Annotated in this window: 20 protein-coding genes and 1 pseudogene; 12 read left to right on the top strand and 9 right to left on the bottom strand. The window is 59.7% G+C overall.

Going from position 1 to position 22272, the window contains the following annotated elements; translation table 11 throughout:
* Positions 1-13: 13 nt before the first annotated feature.
* Entirely contained in the window at positions 14-226 is a 213-nt protein-coding gene (locus tag ABDK74_RS06700) for a heavy-metal-associated domain-containing protein (protein ID WP_346003210.1), read from the bottom strand.
* 305 nt (positions 227-531) lie between these two features.
* Here ABDK74_RS06700 and ABDK74_RS06705 point away from each other — a divergent pair, with 305 nt between their 5' ends.
* The 4 genes from ABDK74_RS06705 (at position 532) to ABDK74_RS06720 (ending at position 3937) form a co-directional block, all read left to right on the top strand.
* Positions 532-924, top strand: coding sequence for a hypothetical protein (locus ABDK74_RS06705; protein ID WP_346003211.1), 393 nt, complete (start codon positions 532-534; stop codon positions 922-924).
* Between the two features lie 87 nt (positions 925-1011).
* Complete coding sequence (locus ABDK74_RS06710) at positions 1012-2835, top strand: copper resistance system multicopper oxidase (RefSeq protein WP_346003212.1); 1824 nt, start codon at positions 1012-1014, stop codon at positions 2833-2835.
* Positions 2832-3605, top strand: coding sequence for a copper resistance protein B (locus tag ABDK74_RS06715; protein WP_346003213.1), 774 nt, complete (start codon positions 2832-2834; stop codon positions 3603-3605). Before ABDK74_RS06710 ends, ABDK74_RS06715 begins: the two co-directional genes overlap by 4 nt.
* Before the next feature lie 29 nt (positions 3606-3634).
* Positions 3635-3937 (top strand): hypothetical protein, encoded by a 303-nt coding sequence (locus ABDK74_RS06720; RefSeq protein WP_346003214.1) that lies wholly within the window; start codon positions 3635-3637, stop codon positions 3935-3937.
* 4 nt (positions 3938-3941) lie between these two features.
* Here the strand turns inward: ABDK74_RS06720 and ABDK74_RS06725 are convergent, their stop codons facing one another.
* Positions 3942-4283 carry a metal-sensitive transcriptional regulator gene (locus ABDK74_RS06725; RefSeq protein WP_228120658.1) on the bottom strand — a complete coding sequence of 114 codons (342 nt, stop codon included), beginning with the start codon at positions 4281-4283 and terminating at the stop codon, positions 3942-3944.
* Between the two features lie 441 nt (positions 4284-4724).
* Between ABDK74_RS06725 and ABDK74_RS06730 the strand changes: the two genes are divergently transcribed.
* Genes ABDK74_RS06730 through ABDK74_RS06740 form a run of 3 tightly spaced genes read left to right on the top strand, consistent with a single transcriptional unit; the run spans position 4725 to position 7030 of the window.
* Positions 4725-4967: a FeoA family protein gene (locus ABDK74_RS06730; RefSeq protein WP_099286286.1), complete on the top strand. Its 243-nt coding sequence runs from the start codon at positions 4725-4727 to the stop codon at positions 4965-4967.
* A 6-nt stretch (positions 4968-4973) separates the two neighbouring features.
* Entirely contained in the window at positions 4974-6842 is a 1869-nt protein-coding gene (locus ABDK74_RS06735) for a ferrous iron transporter B (RefSeq protein WP_346003215.1), read from the top strand.
* The gene (locus ABDK74_RS06740; protein WP_194253751.1) at positions 6842-7030 is read left to right on the top strand and encodes a hypothetical protein; all 189 of its coding nucleotides are present in this window, start codon (positions 6842-6844) and stop codon (positions 7028-7030) included. The genes ABDK74_RS06735 and ABDK74_RS06740 overlap by 1 nt, the downstream gene beginning before the upstream one ends.
* A gap of 16 nt (positions 7031-7046) precedes the next feature.
* Here ABDK74_RS06740 and ABDK74_RS06745 read toward each other — a convergent pair whose 3' ends face one another.
* The gene (locus ABDK74_RS06745) at positions 7047-8645 is read right to left on the bottom strand and encodes an alkaline phosphatase D family protein (RefSeq protein WP_346003216.1); all 1599 of its coding nucleotides are present in this window, start codon (positions 8643-8645) and stop codon (positions 7047-7049) included.
* Positions 8646-8882: 237 nt separating this feature from the next.
* Here ABDK74_RS06745 and ABDK74_RS06750 point away from each other — a divergent pair, with 237 nt between their 5' ends.
* The 3 genes from ABDK74_RS06750 (at position 8883) to ABDK74_RS06760 (ending at position 13076) form a co-directional block, all read left to right on the top strand.
* Positions 8883-9356 (top strand): sigma-70 family RNA polymerase sigma factor, encoded by a 474-nt coding sequence (locus tag ABDK74_RS06750; protein WP_346003217.1) that lies wholly within the window; start codon positions 8883-8885, stop codon positions 9354-9356.
* A 12-nt stretch (positions 9357-9368) separates the two neighbouring features.
* A complete protein-coding gene (locus ABDK74_RS06755) occupies positions 9369-10292 on the top strand; it encodes a FecR domain-containing protein (protein WP_346003218.1) in 924 nt (307 codons plus the stop codon).
* 99 nt (positions 10293-10391) lie between these two features.
* Positions 10392-13076, top strand: a complete 2685-nt coding sequence (locus ABDK74_RS06760) for a TonB-dependent receptor plug domain-containing protein (RefSeq protein ID WP_346003219.1) — start codon at positions 10392-10394, stop codon at positions 13074-13076.
* Positions 13077-13116: 40 nt separating this feature from the next.
* Here the strand turns inward: ABDK74_RS06760 and tmpT are convergent, their stop codons facing one another.
* Positions 13117-13878: a thiopurine S-methyltransferase gene (gene tmpT / locus ABDK74_RS06765; protein ID WP_346003220.1), complete on the bottom strand. Its 762-nt coding sequence runs from the start codon at positions 13876-13878 to the stop codon at positions 13117-13119.
* On the opposite strand from tmpT, the gene ABDK74_RS06770 reads away from it, so the two are divergent.
* Positions 13877-15199, top strand: a complete 1323-nt coding sequence (locus tag ABDK74_RS06770; RefSeq protein WP_346003221.1) for an AAA family ATPase — start codon at positions 13877-13879, stop codon at positions 15197-15199. The genes tmpT and ABDK74_RS06770 overlap by 2 nt on opposite strands.
* Here ABDK74_RS06770 and ABDK74_RS06775 read toward each other — a convergent pair.
* Positions 15171-16090 (bottom strand): annotated as a pseudogene (locus ABDK74_RS06775) (bile acid:sodium symporter family protein). The gene ABDK74_RS06770 and the pseudogene ABDK74_RS06775 sit on opposite strands and share 29 nt — an antisense overlap.
* A gap of 265 nt (positions 16091-16355) precedes the next feature.
* On the opposite strand from ABDK74_RS06775, the gene ABDK74_RS06780 reads away from it, so the two are divergent.
* Positions 16356-17552: a GGDEF domain-containing protein gene (locus tag ABDK74_RS06780; protein ID WP_346003222.1), complete on the top strand. Its 1197-nt coding sequence runs from the start codon at positions 16356-16358 to the stop codon at positions 17550-17552.
* A 12-nt stretch (positions 17553-17564) separates the two neighbouring features.
* On the opposite strand, the gene ABDK74_RS06785 is transcribed toward ABDK74_RS06780, so the two are convergent.
* The 4 genes from ABDK74_RS06785 to ABDK74_RS06800 are packed head-to-tail and all read right to left on the bottom strand — an operon-like array spanning position 17565 to position 21956.
* Complete coding sequence (locus ABDK74_RS06785; RefSeq protein WP_346003223.1) at positions 17565-17882, bottom strand: hypothetical protein; 318 nt, start codon at positions 17880-17882, stop codon at positions 17565-17567.
* Positions 17879-19345, bottom strand: a complete 1467-nt coding sequence (locus ABDK74_RS06790; protein ID WP_346003224.1) for a PepSY-associated TM helix domain-containing protein — start codon at positions 19343-19345, stop codon at positions 17879-17881. The genes ABDK74_RS06785 and ABDK74_RS06790 overlap by 4 nt, the downstream gene beginning before the upstream one ends.
* Complete coding sequence (locus ABDK74_RS06795; RefSeq protein ID WP_346003225.1) at positions 19345-19662, bottom strand: hypothetical protein; 318 nt, start codon at positions 19660-19662, stop codon at positions 19345-19347. Before ABDK74_RS06795 ends, ABDK74_RS06790 begins: the two co-directional genes overlap by 1 nt.
* On the bottom strand, positions 19662-21956 hold the full coding sequence (locus ABDK74_RS06800; RefSeq protein ID WP_346003226.1) for a TonB-dependent siderophore receptor: 2295 nt from the start codon (positions 21954-21956) through the stop codon (positions 19662-19664). The genes ABDK74_RS06795 and ABDK74_RS06800 overlap by 1 nt, the downstream gene beginning before the upstream one ends.
* Between the last annotated feature and the right edge of the window lie 316 nt (positions 21957-22272).

Consider the following 22272-nt stretch of genomic DNA (forward strand, 5'->3'; position numbering starts at 1 on the left):
GCGTGCTCCGGCTTCAGGAAACGACGTCAAATCCCGTGTCTTCGACGACGTCCCTGAACGCTGCGGGCGAAACATGCGTGGGGTCGTAAGAGACCGTCACCTTGCCTCCATCCAGCACGATATCGACGCCCGTCACGCCGTTTACGGCCTCAAGAGCGCGCTGAAGCTTACCCGAACACCCGTTGCAGGACATACCCTCGACCGTCATGTGCGCTGTTTCTGGCATGTCACGAAATCCTTGAAAGAGAGATATTTCCCCCGGCAATGACGTATTCACATACGATGCGGGGGTATGGTTTATATCACTATTAATTATAAAACGATTCTGGCAACATTTTTTATTTAACTAATATAATATGTTATATATACCACGCCGGAGTATGTGGTTTTCATATTGATTTCAAAACATATCTAACAAGCCCTTTTCAGACACGGAAAAATAATCTTTTCCGATCCCCCGACTGGGTATAGGGTCAGATCAGATTCGAACGATGAATCGCTCCGTTTCTTCCCCTTCTGTGGTGATTTCTGATGGTCAGGACACATGCCCGGATCTGGATCGGCCTGCTGGCCTGCCTGCTCGTGCAGGTCGGGTTGCTGCTTGGTGCATCCACCGCGCAGGCCAGATCTGAAGCCCCCCACATGGCCATGACGATGCACCACATGGCCCATCACCAGAAACCAGACGCCACGGATTGCTGTAAAACCTCAGCGTTCCATGCGCTCCCCCATCCGCAACAGTCTTCCGAAGGCTGCTGTCACACGCATATGGTCTCAGCCGATCCCATGCTGACAATGGCGTCCGTTCACCCGTCCGGCCCGGCTCATACGGCCGCGCGCATCTTTGCCTCCGGGCTGCAAGGCCGTTTCAGCGGCACGGACTGGATTCCCGCCTCACCGCCTCCAAAATTCCACGCAATCTGACACACGCCTGACCGGCGTGGACCCGTCCTGCTGCCCGAAATGGGCATTCAGGGCCTGACCTTCTGTCATTTTCGCGGATTTATCCTCATGACCTTTCCGTCCCGCTCCCGGGACGGCCTGACACGACGGCGTTTCGTGACGGGGTTCGGCGCAGGCGGCCTGCTGGCAGCCCTGCCCCGAACCTCACATGCGCTCTCCTCAACGGCCGTTCCCATCAGGGCCTCTTCGGGCATTATACCCCCCCACTCTTCTGATCGATGGGATCTGAAGGTCGGCCATACGCGCATTTCGCTCGATGGCAAGACCATGCACGCACCAACCGTCGGCGGCACGGTGCCCGGACCAATCCTGCGCTTCAAACAGGGCGATACCGTCAGCATCAACGTAACCAATACGCTGGATGAACCGACCTCAATCCACTGGCACGGCATCCGCACACCCGCGAACATGGACGGCGTCCCGGGGTTGAGCTTCGGCGGCATCGCGCCCGGCGAGACCTTCACCTATCGCTTCAAGCTCCATCAGAGCGGCACCTACTGGTATCACAGCCATTCGGGGATGCAGGAAGCGATGGGCCTGTATGGCGCGATGGTGATCGACCCGCGCCGCCCGGACCCGAACGCCTGCAACCGCGATTACGTCATTTTCCTCGCTGAATGGACGGATGTCATGCCCCATGACATCGTCAGCAACCTCAAGATGCAGGACGATTATTACGTCTTTCGCCAACGCACGGCCGCGTCTTTTCCAAAGGAAGCGCGCGATGCCGGAAGCGCGGGTGCAGCCCTCGCGGACCGTCTGGCATGGTCGAAAATGCGCATGGCCGCGACCGACATCGCAGACGTCTCAGGCGCGATTTACACCTACACGCTGAACGGCCACGCCCCGGACATGAACTGGAGCGGCCTGTTTCGGCCCGGCGAAAAAGTGCGCCTGCGCTTCATCAACGGCTCGACCATGACGTTCTTCGACATCCGGATTCCGGGCCTCGAAATGCTGGTCGTGCAGGCGGACGGCAACGATATCGAACCCGTTCCGGTGGACGAGTTCCGCATCGGCGTGGCGGAAACCTATGACGTCATTGTCCAGCCGAAGGATGAGCGCGCCTATGCCATTTTCGCCCAGAGCGAAGACCGCACCGGCTACGCCCGCGGCACCCTCGCCCCGCGCGAAGACATGATTGCGCCTCTCCCGCCGATGGACCCGCGCCCCGTCCGCACCATGGTCGATATGGGCATGGGGAACATGAAGCCCGGCGAGAGCATGAAGGACATGGATATGTCCGGAGACATGTCGGGCATGAAAATGGATGGCGACCTGGCCGGAATGGACATGCCCGGCATGAACATGAAAGGCATGGATATGAACCACATGGCTGTGCCGAAAATGGAAGTGGACGACCCCGGCCCGCCCCCCATCAATGTCGAAAACCAGATGCGCGCCATGATGCCCATCGACCGCACCGGCAGCCCCGGCGACGGGCTGGAAAACAACGGCCGCCGCGTCCTGAACTACAGACAGCTCCGCGCCACACGTCCCGGAGCGGACCTGCGACCGCCAACTCGGGAAATCATCCTGCATCTGACCGGCAACATGGAGCGCTATATCTGGGGCTTCAATGGTCGGAAGTTCTCGGAATCCGGCCCGATCCGCCTCAAACTTGGCGAGCGCGTGCGTTTTACGCTCATCAACGATACCATGATGGAACACCCGATCCATCTGCACGGTCTGTGGAGCGAACTTGAAAACGGTCAGGGCGATTACCGCCCCTACAAGCACACCATCATTTCCCAGCCGGGCTCGAAACTGAGCTATCTCGTGACGGCCGATACCCCCGGCATGTGGGCGTATCACTGCCACCTGATATATCACATGGATCTGGGCATGTTCCGCACGGTGATCGTGGCATGAAACACGCCCTTTTTCTCGCGCTTCTGTCCATTCTCGCCCTATCCGGCACAGCCCGCGCCGACCAGCCGGTCTATCACGCCGCCGATGCGTCGGAAGCGACCCCGGTCATATATATCGGCGGTATCAAACCTGCCATGGATCAGGGCACCTGGCTGCACGGCATCTTCAACCAGCTTGAAGGCCGCTATGCGCCCGGCGGCACCGATTTCCGCTGGGACGGGGAAGCGTGGTTCGGAGGCGACTACAACAAGATCTGGCTCAAATCCGAAGGCACGCTGGAAAAAGGCCGCCTGAGCGATGGCGACCACGAACTGCTCTATACACGCTCGATTTCGTCCTACTGGAACTTACAGGGCGGCGTGCGCATGGATCTTGATGACGGTCCAACCCGCACCTGGGGCGCGTTCGGCGTTCAGGGTCTGGCGCTGTACGAATTCGAGTTCGAAGCCACGGCCTATGTCAGCGACCGCGGACGTTTCGCCGCTCGCGTGGAGGGGTCTTACGACTTCCTGCTGACCAACCGCCTGATCCTTCAGCCGCAGGCCGAGTTCAATTTCTACACGAAATCCGACACAGGACGGCAGGCTGGCGCCGGATTGTCTGACGTCGATGCAGGTCTGCGCCTGCGATACGAACTCTGGCGGAAATTCGCGCCCTATGTGGCCGTAACCTACTCCGGATATCTCACACAGGCCCGCCGGATCGCCCGCGACCAGCACGACGATACCGGCTCCGTCCGCTTCAGCCTCGGCGTCCGAAGCTGGTTCTGATCCCCACACATTCAGGAAAGTCCCTTATCATGCGCAAGACCCTTTTCGCATTGGCCGCCCTTCTCGCAACCAGCACGGCCTCTGCCGATCCCTCCATGCCGGACATGGACATGAGCGGCAAAAACGCCATGACCATGCCATCCCCCAGAACGCAGGACCCGATGGCCGGCCTCAGCATGGATCAGCAAATGACCCTGTGTGCGCATCTGGAGACGCTCAGCAAACAGAACAGCAGATTAACGCCGAAAATGAAGCAGCAGCGTGCCGCCTGTCAGAAAATGGATATGGGCATGGCAAATCAATCCGCCCCCAGCGAAACGCTGGACCGCTGATTCTTCAGCGGATCATCCGGCGCACGACCTGGAGAAGTTCGTCAATGGCGTCTTCTCCACCGTCTTCCTGTACCGCACGGCGCACGCAACCATTGGCGTGAGACGACAGGATCTGGATGGACACCCCATCCAGCGCCGATTTGATGGCAGAGATCTGGGTCAGGATATCTACGCAATAACGATCGTTCTCAATCATGTTGAGAACACCGCCGACCTGCCCTTCGATACGACGGACGCGGTTCGTCAGGGCTTTCTTGCGCGGCTGCTCAACACGACGACCGTCATCATCCAGCGGTGTGCAGTTCTCGCAGACATCCACTGCGTGTTCATTTCGGGATAGTGCCATTACTGGATCCGCCCTTTAGTCAGACATCCGAACATCACTTATGGGTCCATGTCCGCCCATCCGGGCGCGCCTTTCGAACGCACCCATCGCGCGTGTATATGCCCCGCTGCATCGGGAATTGCCAGTGCACAGACACCGGTCCGCCTTTTCCTGATCAAAAAAAAACCGAGTCTCCCGCAGGAAAGCAGGCTTCCTCTTACGCCAGTAAGGTGCGGATATTCCCTTCCAAGGCCGAATGTTACTCCGACATACGTCTCGTCATCGGGGTTTTTCGTAAAATTTATTATAAAATCCGGCGATTTCTCCAGTCTCGCACCACCCCCGGGAGTGTACTTGATGCAAATCATTCTCACTCCCCTTCCCGGACGGGCCGGATGCGCCTATCTAGACACAGAGGACGGAGCCTGTGAGCGTCCGCCACACCACCGGGGTACGGAACTGATGTTGTATCTGGATACACTGCCCAAGGGCGGACATGCCGTGATCGAGAAGGTCGAACAGCGTGCGCCTCTGGACCCGATCGCCACACGCCTCGGCGAACTGGGCTTCGTGCCCGGAGAAGCCGTGCAGGTCGTCGCGACCGGCCCGATGGGCAGGGATCCGATTGCCGTGCGTCTGGGCACATCACGTTTTGCCCTGCGCCGTGGCGAAGCTGCCCGCGTGGGCCTGCGGACCGTTTCCTGACACCCCATGAGTGCAACCACGTCCCCGCAGACACCCGCGTCCCCTCTGCATATCGCCCTCGTCGGAAATCCGAACTGCGGCAAGACCTCCCTGTTCAACCAGATGACGGGCAGCCGTCAGAAAGTCGCCAACTACGCAGGCGTCACGGTTGAGCGAAAGGAAGGGTTCTTCACGACGCCCAACGGACGCGCCATCCGCGTGCTCGACCTGCCGGGCGCCTACAGCCTTGATTCGACCAGCCCGGACGAGGACGTCACACGCGATGTCTGTCTCGGCCGCCACCGGACCGAACCCCGCCCGGAAATGCTGGTGGCCGTCATTTCGGCGACCAATCTGCGGCTGCATCTGCGCTTTCTGCTGGAGCTGAAGCAGCTCGGCCTGCCCGTCATTGTCGCACTGAACATGATGGACGAAGCCCGCCGCCACGGCCTTCAGATCGACGCCGCCGGATTGCAGGCCGATCTGGGCATGCCCATCGTCCCCGTCGTCAGCCTCAACCGTGCAGGCGTGATGCCGCTGCTTCAGAGGCTGGATCTCTCCCTTCCGGCTCCACCTGTGCCTCTGCCCGCCGGGCTGGACCCGCATATGGAAGTTCGGCGGCTGCTCGCGACATACGTCGTCGATCCCGCCGCAGGAACGGACCGCCTGACGGACCGGCTGGACCGCGTATTCCTGCATCCTGTCTGGGGGCCGATCATTCTTCTGATCGTGCTGTTCGTCATGTTCCAGACCGTCTTCGCCTGGGCGCAACCGCTCATGGACGGACTGGGAAGCGGTATTTCGATCTTCGGGGAAATCGTTCTCAAGCCGGTTCCGGGCGGCGTTCTGCACAGTCTGCTGGCGGATGGCGTATTGGCGGGCGCGGGCACGGTGATCGTGTTCCTGCCGCAGATCCTCATTCTGTTCCTGTGGATTCTGGCGCTCGAGGAGTCCGGCTATCTGCCCCGCGCCGCCTTCCTGCTGGACCGGCTAATGGCGCTGGCCGGACTGAGCGGACGATCCTTCATTCCCCTGCTATCGAGCTTCGCCTGCGCCATTCCCGGCATTATGGCCGCCCGCACCATCCAGAACCCGCGGGACCGTCTGGTCACGATCCTGATCGCCCCACTCATGACCTGCTCGGCGCGGCTGCCGGTCTATACGCTGCTGATCGGCGCGTTCGTGCCACACCGGAGTGTGCTCGGGATCTTCGGCCTTCAGGGACTGGTACTGTTCGGACTTTATGCGGTCGCCATCGTCAGTGGCGTAATCGCCGCGCGGATTATGACGCGGGGCGTGAAGTCCGAGGAACATCCGCTGCTGCTCGAACTGCCGTCCTATCGCCGCCCGAACCTCCGCAGTCTCGCGCTCGGCCTGTGGCAGCGCGCGGTAATGTTCCTCTCCCGCGTCGGCACGATCATCGTCTCGCTGAACGTGCTGCTCTGGGCCCTGTCGAGCTTCCCGCTCCCGCCCGCAGGCGCACCGGGACCCGCCATCGATTACAGTCTGGCAGGGCGGATCGGCCATCTGATGCAGTGGGTTTTCGCGCCCATCGGCTTCAACTGGCAGATCTGCGTCTCACTCATCCCCGGCCTTGCGGCGCGCGAAGTGGCGGTCAGTTCCCTCGCCACTGTCTATGCCATCGGCGCCACGGATGAGGGCGCTGCCGACAGGCTCCTGCCTCTGCTTTCGACGCAGTGGAGCATGGCCACGGCATTTTCGCTGCTGGCTTGGTATGTTTATGCGCCGCAATGCATTTCGACGCTGGCTGTCATGCGTCGGGAAACCGGGTCCATCAAAACCGTTCTATGGGCTGCGGCGTATCTGTTCGGTCTGGCCTATCTGGCCGCGTTCCTGACCTATCACATCACCCGCGTCCTTACGGGAGCTGCCTGATGCTTGAACTTTCTGTTGCCGTCCTGATCGTCTGCGCGGCCGCCATTTATTGGTATGCCCGCCTGTTTCCCGCCAGATGGGGCAAAGTGCGAACAGCCGTTGGCCTGTCCGCCCCGCAACCCACGATCGGCAAGGGCTGCGGCGGCTGTTCGGGCTGTGACCGCTCGGGCAAGGGCGGCTGCCACTAAGGCAGCCGCCCCATTTTCAGGCCTTCTGAAGGCCCGGATTGCCACGCTCAACCGCAAAGCTGGCATACGTGGACAGCTTACCCCCCGGCACCATAACCCGATCAATAATCTTCAGGTCAGCGTGCCACACTTCCGGGCCCACATCGCACAGAACATAGCCGCGCTTGTCGGTCGTGGCCTTCAGATGCGGGTTCTCGCTGCGGGCGATGCGGCTGAAATGATCGTCGTCGCCCAGACCATCCGCGCCTGATGAAATGGACGTCGCCAGAAATTCAACCGACACCGGCTTCCCCCGTCCCGGCTCGATCAGCAGATCCCCGGCGAAGTGTCGATGCGCGTCCCCCGTCACATTCACCACGTTTCCGGGGCAATGCGTGTCGATGAAGTCCAGCAGGCGCTTGCGGCTGTAAAGATAGCCGGACCACTGATCCATGCTGTAGGTCAACTCGGAATGCGCGGACTTGCGGTGCGCCAGATCCATGATCATGACCTGATGCGCCAGCAGGTTCCATTTTGCATCCGACCGCCCCAGACCATCAAACAGCCACTGCTCCTGCTGCGTCCCCATCATGGTACGTTCGGGAGACCACACGTCTTTCCCCTGCGCGGCATTCGTGTCGTCATAAGCCTGATCGCTGCGATACTGACGCGTATCCAGCACGAACATGTTCATCAGATCGCCAAAGCTGAAGCTGCGATAGAGCTGCATATGGCTGCCATCGGGAATGGACGTCACCCGCAGCGGCATGTTCTCGTAATACGCCTGTAGCCCGACAGCCCGGCGCAGACGGAAAATCTCCGGCGGCGTCCCATCCTGATCGGTATCTCCGGCCCAGTTGTTGTCAATCTCGTGGTCATCGAAACTGACGATCCACGATGTCGCGGCATGGGCGGCCTGAAGATCAGGGTCCAGCTTGTACTGGGCATAGCGGCGGCGATATTCGTCCAGCGAATAACATTCCGGCCCAACATGACGCCGCAGAACATGTGCCTTGCGTCCGTCGATATCGCGCAGATGATCGCCGCTATCCGCGCCTTCGTAAATATAGTCGCCGTAATGGAATACGAAGTCGATCGGCTCATTCGCGATGGCGCGCCAGGCGGTGTAATAGCCATATTCGTAATGCTGGCAGCCTGCTGCGGCAAAGCGCACGCGCGACAGCGGCGCACCCGGCGTCGGCAGCGTACGCCCCCGGCCAACAGGGCTTGCATAACCTGCGATATGGAAACGATACCAGTACGGTCGGTCCGGCTTCAGCCCGGCGACCTCGACATGCACCGAATGACCAAGCTCCGGATGGGCAAGGGCCTGCCCGCTCTGCACGGGTTTTGAGAACGTTTCGTCCTCGCTGACCTCCCAGCCCACCAGAACCGGTTTAAGAGCCTCCATGCCGCCGGCCTCTTCCATCGGGTCGGGCGCGAGGCGCGTCCACAGCACCAGACCGTCCGAAGCCGGATCACCTGAGGCTACGCCAAGCTGGAACGGAGAGGCCGTAAAAGTCGGGTTTTTATCCAGATCACGCGGGACAGCAGCCCGCAGCGCACGCACGCGCGTCGAGAGGAGGAGACCCGCACCAAGGCCGGTCAGCAGGCTTCTACGTTTCATGAACACCATGCAGCAGTTCTTTCTTACGAAGCCCGGTTCCATGCGGAACCGGGCTCCCAGAGGTCTTTGGACACACGCCCTCCGTTCTGTGGACACATGAAATGGAGATTTGCCCACTCCCCGAAATGTCATTTCATGAAACTGTCATGAATGAGGTCGTGCGAATTCCCTAAACGCTGTTGCGCCGCAGCCTAGACGGGCTTTCAGGGCGCGGTGATTCGGAAACATTCAGAAACGGGAACATGGATGCGCTGTCAGCAGGAATGGTTGCGCCTTTATCGCAGGGTGCGTTCCCGGACCCGTCGGGATGATGCGGACGACCACCTTCAGAATGCCCTCATGAGCTATTTCGAGCGCCCCGAAGGCAGCGTGCAGCATCAGGACGCCTATATCACCCGAAGCGCCGTGAATTCCTCCCTCAACGCGATCCGTCGCGAGCGGCAGGGGTATGTGCAGTCGGCGGACGACTTCGAAACCCTCGTCAATGTCCCCGATCCTGCGCCCTCGCAGGAAGACATTTACGAATCAACGCAAAGACTGGCGCATTTTCATGAAGGCTGCGAACAGCTTCCGGACCGGACCCGACAGATCTTCCTGATGAACCGTGTGGAAAAAATGAAGTACAGCCATATTGCGCAATCGCTGGCGATCAGTGAAAGCAGCGTTGAAAAACATATCGCAAAGGCGCTGATCTTCCTTTCAACATGGATGGATCACTGAAATACTGATCTGATGGACGTCATCAAACTCCGCGCGGCAGAATGGATTGCACGCCTCCATGCCGAGGACTGCACACCGCTCGACCATGACATGTTCCGCGACTGGCTGGCGAGCGATCCCCGCAATGGGCCGGTTTTCGAACATCTGACGGAACTGTGGGAACTCTCCGGAGGCGCCCGGCCGCCGCTTTTTGTTCCGAATGCAAAACCTGCTCCAGCCATGCGCCGCCCGCTCCTCAGCCGAAGGCACGCGCTGGCGGGACTGGTTGCAGCAGTGTTTCTGGCCGTTCCGCCATGGGAAGGCGCACATGCCAGCCGGATCGAGGAAACCGGGATCGGGAGCATCCGCGATGTCCACCTCACGCCCCGGACGGATTGCCGCCTAGACACCCAGACACGCCTCGTGGTGGGGCCGAACGGGCGGCAGGCCCGGCTATGCCACGGGCAGGTCATGCTGTCGGTCGCCGGGCCGGACCCGTTCCATCTTTCCGCCGATGGCATGACCGTCCAGCTTCATGACCAGACATCCGCCGATATCCGCATCAATCGCGGCAATACGGAAGTCACGGCCATCAGGGGCAAGGTGTTCCTGACCGCGGCGGCCCTGCGCGACGCCGGACGCTGGGTGATGCCCGGACAGCGCCTGCGGATGGATCGCAACGGGGGCTGGAACATCGACTACCCCGATCTGGAAACATTGCTCTCCTGGCAGAGCGGCGAACTGGTGTTCCGAAATCAGCCGCTGGCGGAGGTGATTCAGGAAATCAACCGTTACGCCTCCCGCCAGATCGTCCTGTCCGCGCCGCGTCTGGCCTCGCAGCGTCTGAGCGGCGTGTATCATGTGCGTCAGGGAGACGCGTTTTTGCAGATGCTCCCGCACCTCCTGCCGCTGCGGGTCCGCCCGGCCCACAACGCTTACGAAATCGTCGCTTTGTGACGTTTCGATGAAAACCGCTGCACCGGGCTGAGGTTTTCATTTTCTCATCTGTCTTCCTGTCGAGACCGCTTTCAGGCCCGACGACAGGAAACGAGCCCCATGACCCCGCCCTCCCGTTACCCCCGCCGCACCGTTCTGCTTCTGTCGGCAGGCGCGACCATTCTGACGCACTCGCTCTCCAGCGCCTTCGCCGCACCCGCTGCACCGGTACATATCGCGTCACAGCCCATGGCGCAGGCGCTCGTGACGCTGGGACATCAGACGGGCCGCAACATCATTTTCACCTCCGATGCCGTGGCCCATCTGCGCGCGCCCGCGGTGGACGGTACACTGTCGCCGGACGATGCGGTCAAACGCCTGCTGCGCGGGAGCGGACTGAAAGCAGAGGCCATGCCGGATGGCGGCGTCATCATCCGCAAGGACCCGTCCGCGCGCCCAAAGCCGCAGCGCCTGCGTGAAACGCAGGCGCATGACATCGAACAGATCGTCGCCACCGGCCACCGCACACGCTCGGTCATGAGTGTCAGCGGCGACGAAATGCAGACGCTCATGCCGGGTCAGAGCCCGATGCAGGCACTCGATCTGCTGCCGGGTGTGACGTTCACCAACGTCGATCCGTGGGGCAATAACGAGCAGAATTCCAGCATTTACGTCCACGGTTTCAACCAGAACCAGCTCGGCTACACGATGGACGGCGTCCCGCTCGGAGCAGGGGCTTACGGCAACTATAACGGCCTGTCCCCACAGCGCGCGGCCATCAGTGAAGACATCGGTTCGACCTCCCTGTCGTCAGGTGCCGGTGCGCTCGGCACCGCCTCGACCAGCAATCTGGGCGGGACGATCGAATTCACCACACGCGATCCGAAGCAGAAGGCCGGTGCCACGATCAACCAGACCTTCGGCAGCTATTCCACGTTCAGAACATTCGCACGCATTGATACCGGCAATTTCGGCAACGGCAATTCCGCCTATATGGCGTTTGCCCGTCAGGACGCCCGTCCCTGGAATCTCGGCAACGCCAACCGGCAGGGCGGCTATCAGGTGAACGGAAAATTCGTCCATAAGGGCGAAAATACCACCATCACTGCCTATTTCGACTGGCAGAACAAGGCCGAGCCGAACACGCAGGGCCTGACGGCACCTACCGACCTCTATGCGCGCGGGGCCTTCTTCCCGGACCTGAACGCCGCCATGGCGGGGTATCCGGCTGAAAGCTCGACCAAAGCGGGACCGGCGACGCCCAATAACAAATATTACTTCTCCGCCGCCCAGCGGACCGATTACCTGACCTATCTGAAAATTTCCCACCGGTTCTCCCCGAACCTGAACTGGGACAACCAGCTTTATTTCCATTACGACGATGGCGCAGGCGTGGTGGCGACGTCCATCCGCACGAATGCGATCCTAACGATCCTCGGATCATATCTCGATCCGACCGGCACGAAATACATCAAGAACGGACAGTTCACCTACAGCGTCGCAGGCATCGATCCGAAGGTCTGGAACGCCACGGGTGGCACGGGTTTCGCCGTCCGCACCACGGAATACAGCGATTATCGCGGCGGTCTGATCAGCACGCTGCATTACCGCCTCGGGCATCACAATATCGAACTGGGCGGCTGGTATGAGCGCAACAACAACGAACAGGGCCGCTACTGGTATCCGCTGACCAAGAACGACACGCTGACGCCCTATTTGCGCCCCACCAACCCGTTGTTCACGCAGTGGAACAACGCGTTCTACACCAACACCTTCGTCACGCATCTTCAGGATAGCTGGAAAGTCACCTCCCGCCTGACGCTGACGGCAGGCTTCAAGTCCGAGATGGTCTATACCAACGGCACCCTCCCGGTGGCCGCCCTGCCGCAGTCGCTCGCCTCTTCGGTGAAGGGGGCGAAAAAGATCGTCGATACCAGCACCAATACTGTCGCGGGTGGCACTATTCCGTCCTACAAACCATTCCTGCCCGCTTTCGGGGCGTTGTGGAACGTCACACAGCACGAGCAGCTTTTTGCCAACATTCAGGAGAACATGAACTCCTTCGCCGCCACCGGATACGGATCGACCTCACCTTGGGCGGTGTCGGATCAGGCGGATTTCGAGAAGTTCAAGCGCAGCGGCAAGCCGGAAACCTCCTGGACGTATGAAACCGGCATCCGCACCAGCCATCCGATCGACACGCGTATCCTGACCGGGATCAGCGGACAGCTCGAATATTATCACGTTGATTTCTACAACCGTCTCGGCACCATTTCACCGCCGGGTCAGGGCATTTCCGGCGTCGGCAATACGGTGGCAAACCTTGGCAGCGTTTCCACAAACGGCATGGACATGTCGTTCACCCTGCGCTTCGGACCACATTTCTCGATCTATGATGCCGTGTCCTATGTCAGCAGCATTTACGGCAACGACTTCATGGATGGCGCGACGCTCTATGCCACCAAGGACAAGAAGGTCCCGGCCATTCCGGCATGGTCCGACAAGTTCGCCGTCAACTACAATCAGGGTGGCTTTAACGCCCAGTTCAGCGGCAGCTATATGGGCGTCCGTCCGGGCACCATCACCAACAGCGTCATGGTTCCCCCGCGCGTGCAGCTTGCCTTCAGCTCCAGCTACACGTTTCACCAGATCCCGCACATGAACAGCCTCAAGCTCCAGTTCAACGCCAGCAACCTGACGAATGCGCGTTCCTGGTCCACGATCGCCGCCGGAGATGCCAGCACCTACACCGGCTACCCCACGGCTCCACGCATGTTCTTCGGAACAGTGTCCGCAGCTTTCTGAGCACAGAACACCCCTTCCCCGGTTTCTCCGGGGAAGGGATTTAGGAACCCGCCCCTAACGGACTGAACTGCCAGACATTTTCGGTGGCCGGACACCGCCCTTTCAAGCCTCCCTCGACCTCCCGACTCTCCAGACGCCGGATCTCGTAAGCCTTTCCATAGGCAACGCGCACAAAGTGCTCATCCACGGGAAACGGCGGCCCCTTCAGACAGGACTGATCATAGACCAACGTCACGAGCAGTTCGGGCACGGGCCCCGTCAGCGCCAGAAGATGGGCAACATAAGCTCGCCGTAAATCTTCCGGCAGGGCAATCAGCGCGGCACGGTCATAAATACCTTCCACCGGGCCAAGAATATCCGGCGTCAGATCGAAAATATTGCCTGCAAAAATGCTGATGGCACCGGCCGAAAAACGCCGCAACGCCCCGACCTGAACGACATCGGACGTAACGCCGAGATCGCTGAAAAAACGCTCCACCGCGATCTCGCTGAGTTCACATCCGATCACCCGATACCCCTGCCCGGCCAGCCAGACCATGTCCTGACTCATCCCGCACAGAGGCACGAAAATCCGCGCACCGACCGGCAGATCCAGCGCGTCGAAATGGCGGGTCAGAAGCGAATTGGCGCGCGCTTCATGAAAGCCCGTCTCTCCACGTTCCCATTTTCCCTGCCAGAAAACGGCATTCGACGCTGCATCCATCACTTCGGCGATCCTTCTGCCCTTTCCGGCCGATCCTGTGCCTTCTTCCTCCGATGAAGCAATGGCCTCTCCGGAGAAAACATGAGAAAAGCCGCTCATGGTCATGCTCACCCCCTCCCAGCGGCAGGCGCTCGACGAAATCATTGCTGCCCATGCCGCAGGACGGCCGACGCATCTGCTGACGGGATATGCGGGCAGCGGCAAAACGACGCTGATGCAGGCTGTCGCCCGACATTTCATGGGCGAGAAAAAGGTCGTGGTCATCACGGCCCCGACCCACAAAGCCACGGCCGTTCTGCGCTCCAAAGTGGACCGAGACGTCGATTGCCGCACGATCCAGAGCCTGCTGAGCCTTCAGCCCTCCTCGCAGGGCACGACCACAACGCTCGTCCGCTCCAAGCGGCCACAGACGATCGCCGATGGGATTGTGATCGTCGATGAATGTTCGATGCTCTCGGCGGAGTTGATGAACTGGATCCGCGATCTGCTGCGCTACTGCTTCGTGCTGTTCGTGGGCGACCCGGCACAACTTCCCCCCGTCGGAGAGGCCGCCTCCCCTTCGTTTTCCGTGCCATCACGCTCCCATCTCGACACCGTCGTGCGACAGGCGGCAGGCAATCCGATCCTCGAAGCCGCAACCCTCATCCGCCAGAGCCAGGGCGGGGAAGCGGACTGGAGCTGGGTCCGCGATGCACGACATGACCAGATGGGCCTGTTCCTGCCTAAAGATGTGGAAAGCTGGGTCCGCAAGGCCTTCCTGTCCGACGCCTTCGACGCCGATAACGACTGGTGCCGCTATCTGTGCTGGACGAACGCGCGGGTGCATCAGATCAACCGGATGGTCCGCCTCTGGCGTTATGGCGGCGAAACACCGACACCTTTCATGCCCGGCGAGCGTGTCGTGTCCCGTGCACCGTTTTCCATCCAGCAGGAAGAAAGCGGCCCGCGGCAGGCCATCGCCACAAACGAGGAAGTCCTCGTCATGGACATCAAGCCCGGTCGGCTGTCCTACAAATTCGAGCTGTGCAAGGACGTTCCGGCATGGGTGGCCGATCTGGCATCATGGGAAGTCACGCTGCTGACCATGGCAGGCGAGGAAATCACCGGCCATATCGTGCAGAACCCGAAGGATCTGGAGGCCGTGGACCGGCGTCTGGTGCAGGAAGCGAAACAGCAGCACCGCCGCTGGAGCCACCGTTTCGCGTTTCAGAATGCCCTGCTCCAGCTTCAGGCGATCTACGCTATGACGGTCCATACCGCGCAGGGCAGCACGTTCAAAAACGTGTTCGTGGATCTCGGTGATATCGGCCGCCGCGCCCGCCAGAACCCGCTGGAGACGCAGCAGCTCTGCTATGTGGCGGTCACGCGCGCGACTGACATGGTGTTCCTCGTCAACACGGCGGGTCTTTCTGCGCGATAGGCCGCGATGCCCAAAGCGACGCCAGAATGGACCCCGAAACATTGTGCCAGACGGGAAAACCGCGCCCGGCAGCGCGGCCAGCGGGGAAAAATAAAGCCGTCCCAGCGTCGCGGCGAGGCCGGAATTCTGCATTCCGACTTCCAGTGCCAACGTCCGGCAGACACTCTCGTCAAACCCGAGCAGTCGCCCGCCCCAGTAGCCGCCCAGAAGCCCGATCCCGTTATGCAGAATCACGGCCAGCAGCATGATCGGACCAGCCTCCTTCAAGGACGGCCCGACACCCGCGACAATAGCCCCGATGATAAGCAGGATCGACATCATCGCCACCAGCGGAAGCGCAGGTTCGACCCGCCGCACTGCGCGATGCCAGAATGTATTGATCACAACGCCCGCCAGAACGGGTAGCGCCACCATCGTCACGATGCTGCGAAATAGCGCCCAGCTATCCACCGCCACCCCTGCCGAAACATAGAAGCGCACCAGAAGCGGCGTCGCCACGATTCCGACGAGTGTGGAAAACGCACTGATGCTGACCGAAAGTGCCACATCTCCGCGCGACAGATAGATCATGACGTTGGACGCCGTCCCGCTCGACACGCACCCTACCAGAACCATGCCTGTCATCAGTGCAGACGGCAGTCCCAGCAGATGCGCGATCGCCCAGGCTGCAAGCGGCATGACAAGATAATGCAGCCCCACCCCGGCCAGAACGGGCGCGGGCCGACGGAGGATACGCCCGAAATCGGCCGGGGTGAGGGACACGCCCATTGTGAACATGACGAACGCCAGCAGTGGCGTAATGACGGGAACGAGCGTCAGGAACGCTTGAGGCAGGAGAAGGGCAAGCCCGGACACCACAATGGCCCAAAGCGGGAAAAGACGCATCACCACCGCAGCAGGACCGTTTCGTAGAAACATTCTTCAGGTGGCATGTGGCCCATCGTAATGAAGATAACAAAAACGTTCTTATGCCGGGAGGCAGCAGTTCCGTCATCTTTTTCCGACATGCAGCCGGAGGAATACCCAACCTGAAAAATGCCATTAACCTTAAGGTAAGATCGAGCTGTCTTTATTATTTTCATGAGGAATCGAAGATTGCCTCTCAGCTTTTTCGGGAGTGGCCTGCACGGCCTGATCAATAACCCATGCAGTATTCATGACACCTGATCCGCCCACTTTGCTTGGGTACAGCACGGTTATTTTCCTGCTTCTGGGCATTCATTTCATCCTGTCAGAATTTTCCGGCAGACGATGGTCCCGCATGGCGTGGTACGCAGCCCCCTTCTTTCTGGGCGCAGTCTCCGGCCTGTTTTCTACTGTCCAGACCATTCTGCCAGGACAGTGGGGGCTCCGGATGAGCTCCATGTTCATGATCATGGCTTACGGAGCCGCATGGCAGGCCATGCGAATCATACTCGGCTATCGTCCGCGGGTTTTGCCGGTTCTGCTGATCTGCATCGTCTTTTTTGTCCTTTCTGCACTCTCTGGTCGGACAGGATTGTTTCATGTCCTCAGCACGGCCTTTCGTCTGGCCGCGCTTGCAATGCTTCACATTCTGGGAATCTGGAATCTGCGGAATGCAGACCAGATCACAACCCCCGCACGGCGCAACCTGCAAAGACTGCTAACCCTCTATGCGGGTTTTTATCTCCTGCTGGTAATGCTGGTCGTGTGGTTGCCAGCCCCTCTTGGAGCCGCTCCGGCGACCATCTGGGCCGTTGCGAGCTATAATTTCCTGACCGTCGTAGAAGTGACGCTGTTCGCTCTGGGCATGATTGCAATTCCGTGGGAGCAACTGGCGTTCAAGCAGAAGGAACTGATCCTTCAGGACCCTCTTTCGGGAGGAGGCAACCGCCGGGCCTTTCAGGAATGGCTGGAGAATGACGGAAAAAGCTGCGCCCACGAGGCGCTTCTCATGGTTGATATCGACCATTTCAAAAACATCAATGACGTTCATGGCCATGCAATCGGGGACCAGATCATCATCGCCATGGGCCACGTCTGCAAGGACCTCCTTTACCCGACGACAACGCTGTTCCGCATCGGTGGAGACGAATTCGTCGTCGTCTTCCAGTGCGGCAGTGTCGACGAAATGCTCGCAACGGCCCAGCGCCTCCGCAACACGTTCTCAACCGAAACCCGTCTGATCGGGGAAGAGGGCATCACGGCGACACTCAGTATTGGCGCAGCCCTCTGTCCGGGGACAGGAATCAGTCGGACAGATCTTCTGGCGCGGGCCGACAATGCTCTTTATGCCGCCAAACAGACCGGCCGTGACCGCGTGGTTCACTTCGCGCAGGAAGAGGACAGTTCATCGCCTGACATATCCCGTATTTCCGAATCACATCTCTGAAAGCCCGGATCTTCATTTTTTCCCAAGTCCGACTGTTCGGACGTCCGCGGCCGTGATCAGAAGCTCCCTGTATCGCGCCAGCCCAGCCCAGCCCAACGCGACGAGCAACGCTGCAATGGAAAATGTCGCAACCCACACTGGGATTGCCGTGGACGCACGCTCCGCAAAACACAGCACCAGCGCCACAAGTGGCAATACAAACCTGCCTCCCGCTGCCCTTTGCAGCCACGCAGGTTTCTGAATGCGCGCAAAACGCAGCATTTTCGGCTCATGGCAGGCCTGCAGAAGCAGGAACAGGCTCCATAAAAACGTGCAGAGAACGATCGTCACAGCCGACGCGCCAACTGGAACGAGACGAGCGCCAGAAAGAACGCCACCAGATCCGTCGCGGCAAAAACCGTCGGGACATGAAAAAACTTAACCCCCGGTCGTGTCGCAACGTCCAGCGGAGTCAGAAAAAGGCCAAGCCCCGCCAGACAGAAAAGCTGGATTTTCCAACCCTGAAACGGGCGACCAAGAAGGCTCCATACCATTCCCGAAACGGCACTAAGCACCCAGACAGCCAGAAAGACATGCCCCTCCGCCAAAGGACGGTCATGCAAGGCGACGGGCAAGAGACGATTGGCCCAGAAAAAAGCCAGCGTCCCCAGCGGCAGGCCCACAATACTGCCGATAGCCAGCCCTTCGGCAATCCGGAACATGAGCCTCTCCCCTGACTGACGACGGCGTTTCATCAGGAAAATGATAGACCCGCTCGCGAACATGACGGCACCCATTGCTCCTGAAATGAAATACAGCCAGCGCATGCCCACCCCCGTCCAGCGTGCGTAATGCAGCCCTTTCAGAACCTGCTCCGTGTGGGTGATGGCGCCGGGTAGCAGGACATGACGCACTACATGACCATCCACCGGGCTGAAATCGACATGCTCGCGTGTCAGTAACGGGCCGGACGCATCGGTTCGGGATATGAGGATATTCTGCGGCTGGAACAGGATATATCCGGTCTGGCCCGCCCCAATCGTACGCTCGGCCTCCGCCACGAGGGGAGCCAGCGGCGGAAAAACTGCGGGGATTGGAACGGCGGATTTTTCAGGCCTGTGGGCCGCAGACGGAGCAGAGGTCCGGAAAGCGTTTTCAACGGATGCGAGATAGGACACGGGCGGAAAAAGCGTCCGCGCACGAATGAAAGTGCCGCTATAGGCCATCAGCAGAATGAACGGCAGGAACACAACAGCGGCCACCACATGTACGTCCAGCCATGCCCGCAATCTGGCCGCAAAAGGACGCAGGAGCATCAGGTCGGAGACAAGTCCCTTCAGATGGATGATGATGCCCGAACCGATTGTCAGCAGAAGCGCCAGACCCGCAAACGCAACAACTGTTTCTCCGTAAACGCCGGAACGCATCGTGTAATGCAGATCGTAAAAGAACGTTCCCCCCGCTGTCGCACGGACATTCAGACGTTCCCCAGTCTGTGGATTGTATGGAACGGTCAGAAACTCATGCCCGTCATGATGCTCCAGACGCAGATAGGGATCACGCCTAGAAGGCAGGGTTATGAACGGCTTTTCACCCTGCACGAGCAGGTCATGCACAGCAGGGAGCACATGATCCAGAGATTGCGCAGAAAACGCCTCTGTCTGCGGCGGGGCCTCCGGCTGGAGCCAGCGCGTGAGTTCGGTGTCGAACACGGCAAGGCAGCCTGAAGCAAAAATGCAGAACAGCAGGAGCCCTGCGGCAAAACCGACCCAGGCGTGCAGCCATCCCATCCGGGTGCGGAGCGTGTCCTGCATCAGGAATGCAACAGGACGGCCAGAAGGGCCACGACGCCGACCGCTCCGGCAATGATCCCGCCCCGCAACGGATTGCGTGTTCCGAAAGCGAGCAGAAACAGTAGCGGAAACGCAGCGACCGCGATCATCTGCCCCAGAACCGTCGCGTCATGCCGCACAGGCGGCCCCCATTTCAGGCCATCCAGCGTGATGAAATGCGCCGCCATCCAGACCAGCGCAAACACGCACACCGCACGCCAGATCCACCGGCGCGCGGGCGATGACACACGGCCTTCGGAACGACGGGAGCGTGCGGCTGTGGGAGCTTCGGAGGTCATCAGAAATTCGAGCGCAAGGTAAACATGAAGTTCCGGGGCTCACCGTAATAGTTGTAATAATAAAAATTGCCGAGACGCTGATAATAGCGCGTATTGGAAATATTGTTGAGGTTCATGGTCAGCGCCAGATAACGGTTCCACTGATATCCGACCTGCGCCGAAGCGGTGATGTAGCCGGACTGCGTGACAAGGCGATTGGTGCCAAACGTCCCGCTCTGCGCATTGATGCCGCCCCCGATGCTCCAGATGTTTTTCTGCGCGCCCCGATAGGGTTCGAACCGATAGTGCGTCCAGAGTTTCCACAGATGCCGCGGCGAATTTCCTGCATAGGCAAGACCTGCATTCGACGGCGTACCGTTATCAACGATGCGATTGTCGTTGTAGTTGTAACTGGCATTGATGTCCCATCCCGGCAGGGGGCGGCCAATCACTTCGGTTTCCGCACCCTGACTGCGCGTTTTTCCCGCCGCGACATAACAGGTGGCGGTATGGCTCGGGCCACAGGTCGGGTCCAGATCGCTGTTGGCAATCGCATCGTTCCGCTGCACGATCTTGTATCCCGCCATCGTGAAGCTCAGCATCTGGTTGAACAGCGCGCCTTTCATGCCGCCTTCAAGCTGCCCACCCCGTACCGGCTGAAGCTGACGTCCGTCCACGCCATAGGCAGACTGAGGGCTGAACGTATCGGTATAGCTGGCATAGAATGTGATGTGCGGCAGAACGTGATAGACCAGCGCTGCATAGGGCGTCAGGATACCCTGCTGGTCGATGGACGTACTGGTCACGGCACCCGGCACCAGATCGCGCGATTTCTGCACATATCCGCTGATGCGCCCGCCCAGCGTCAGGAAAATGCTCGGCATGAGTTGAAAGCGCCCCTGCCCGTACACGCCCCACTGTTCGGTCGGCTGCCAGCTCCGGCTTTTGATGGAGGGGAGAATGGCGCCTGAAATCGCGCCATAATCGCTGATCGGCAGACCGGCCAGAGCCGCGTTTGTTCGGGAATTCACGCTCGCCCCGCCGCCTTCATAGACATAGCGATTATAATTCGCGCCAATCATGAGCGTATGCGTCCGGTTCTGAAGATGCAGCGGTCCGGTCAGATACCCGTCCACACCGTCGTTGGTCTCGCTGTAAAGAGAGCGGGCCGCCACATAATTCGCTGTCTGCGCCTTAGCGTTATAAGCGTTGATATAGCTGTATTGCAGATCGGTATCGGCCGTCCTGTGTCGCCCTGTGACACGTCCGACCCAACCCGCACCAAAGCGCCGTTCGAGCTGCGCCATGACCTCGGTTGTGGGCACCTGCCCCTTGTTCCAGTCCGATCCGATGAACGTATTGCGCGGCAGATTGAGATCCGCCCCCGTGCCGCTCATGCGCGGCAGGCCCATATAGCGTGTCGTGTCATTGGACTGCGACGTAACGGAAACAGTCAGGGTGGTGCGTCGATCGATATGGACGTCCGTTACACCATAGATCGTCCAACGGCGGTCATAGGCGTTTTTATAGAAAAAATCGCGATCGGTGCCGGCCATGACCAGACGGGCGGACACGATTTTCGAGTTTCCGATCGGCCCACCCACATCGACTGTGGCGTGATAGTTGTTCCATGAACCGGCACTGAAAGATGCATTGCCCTGAAATGTTTCGGTTGGGCGTTTATGGACGAAATTGACGCTGCCGCCTGGTGTACTCGAACCTTGCAACACCCCATCCGGGCCGCGCAGGACCTCGATCCGGTCATAAATCGCAAGATCGAACTGTTGGGCAAGCTGAAGGCCGCCTGTCGCGGGCGATCCATCATACTGGGCCGCGAGCTGAAAGCCACGGGACGAAAACCCCGCCGTACCATCGCCATACAGATTGACGTTGACGCCTGCGACCTGCTTGAGCGCGTTATCGACCGTGAAAAGATTCTGATCCTTCATCTGCTGCGTGCTCAGGACGGAGATCGACTGGGGTACGTCTTCGGGCCGCAACAACATGCGCGTCGTGGACACCGCACGCACGGTATAGGTCCCGGTGCCGTCCGTAGAAGCGGTTGTGCGATGTCCATGAACCAGAAGCTGCTCGACGCTGCCGGGTACGTCTGCATCTGTTGTCACAGCAGAAAAGGTTTTTCTCTTCGTGGAGACCTTGCCCTGTTCATATCGCGTCGCAGAAAGATCCACAGGAGCCGTCTGCGCCATCGCCTCTTCCCATCCGCCGGATAGCAGCGCAATGGCATACAGGGTTTTTCTGAACCTCGTTCCCGGGCGGGAACCGAAAGCCGGATTATTCCCTGTCTGCATCATACGCGCTTTCGAGTGGTCGTGTTTGTCAGTGCCTTCCGACAGAAGGAATAATGCATCTCTATATGAGAATAGTTCTTATTAACATAGAGGCATTCAGCTTTTGTCGACAAAAAAGCCTTTCTGAAAACATACGAAACGCTTTCAGTCCCGAATACGGGGCCCGGGTAGGGAAGTGACGTTCACAGAGGAAGCCTGAAGCGATCCGTCGAATCCTGAATATCGGGCCGGAAAAACGAAACCCGCAATATTCATAAACTCCTAACAAAACAGCCGCGCGCAAACCATTTTGCCAGCCTCCAGACAATCAGGAGTTCAC

The sequence above is a fragment of the Gluconobacter sp. OJB genome (assembly GCF_039638275.1).
GTDB classification, from domain to species: domain Bacteria; phylum Pseudomonadota; class Alphaproteobacteria; order Acetobacterales; family Acetobacteraceae; genus Gluconobacter; species Gluconobacter cerevisiae.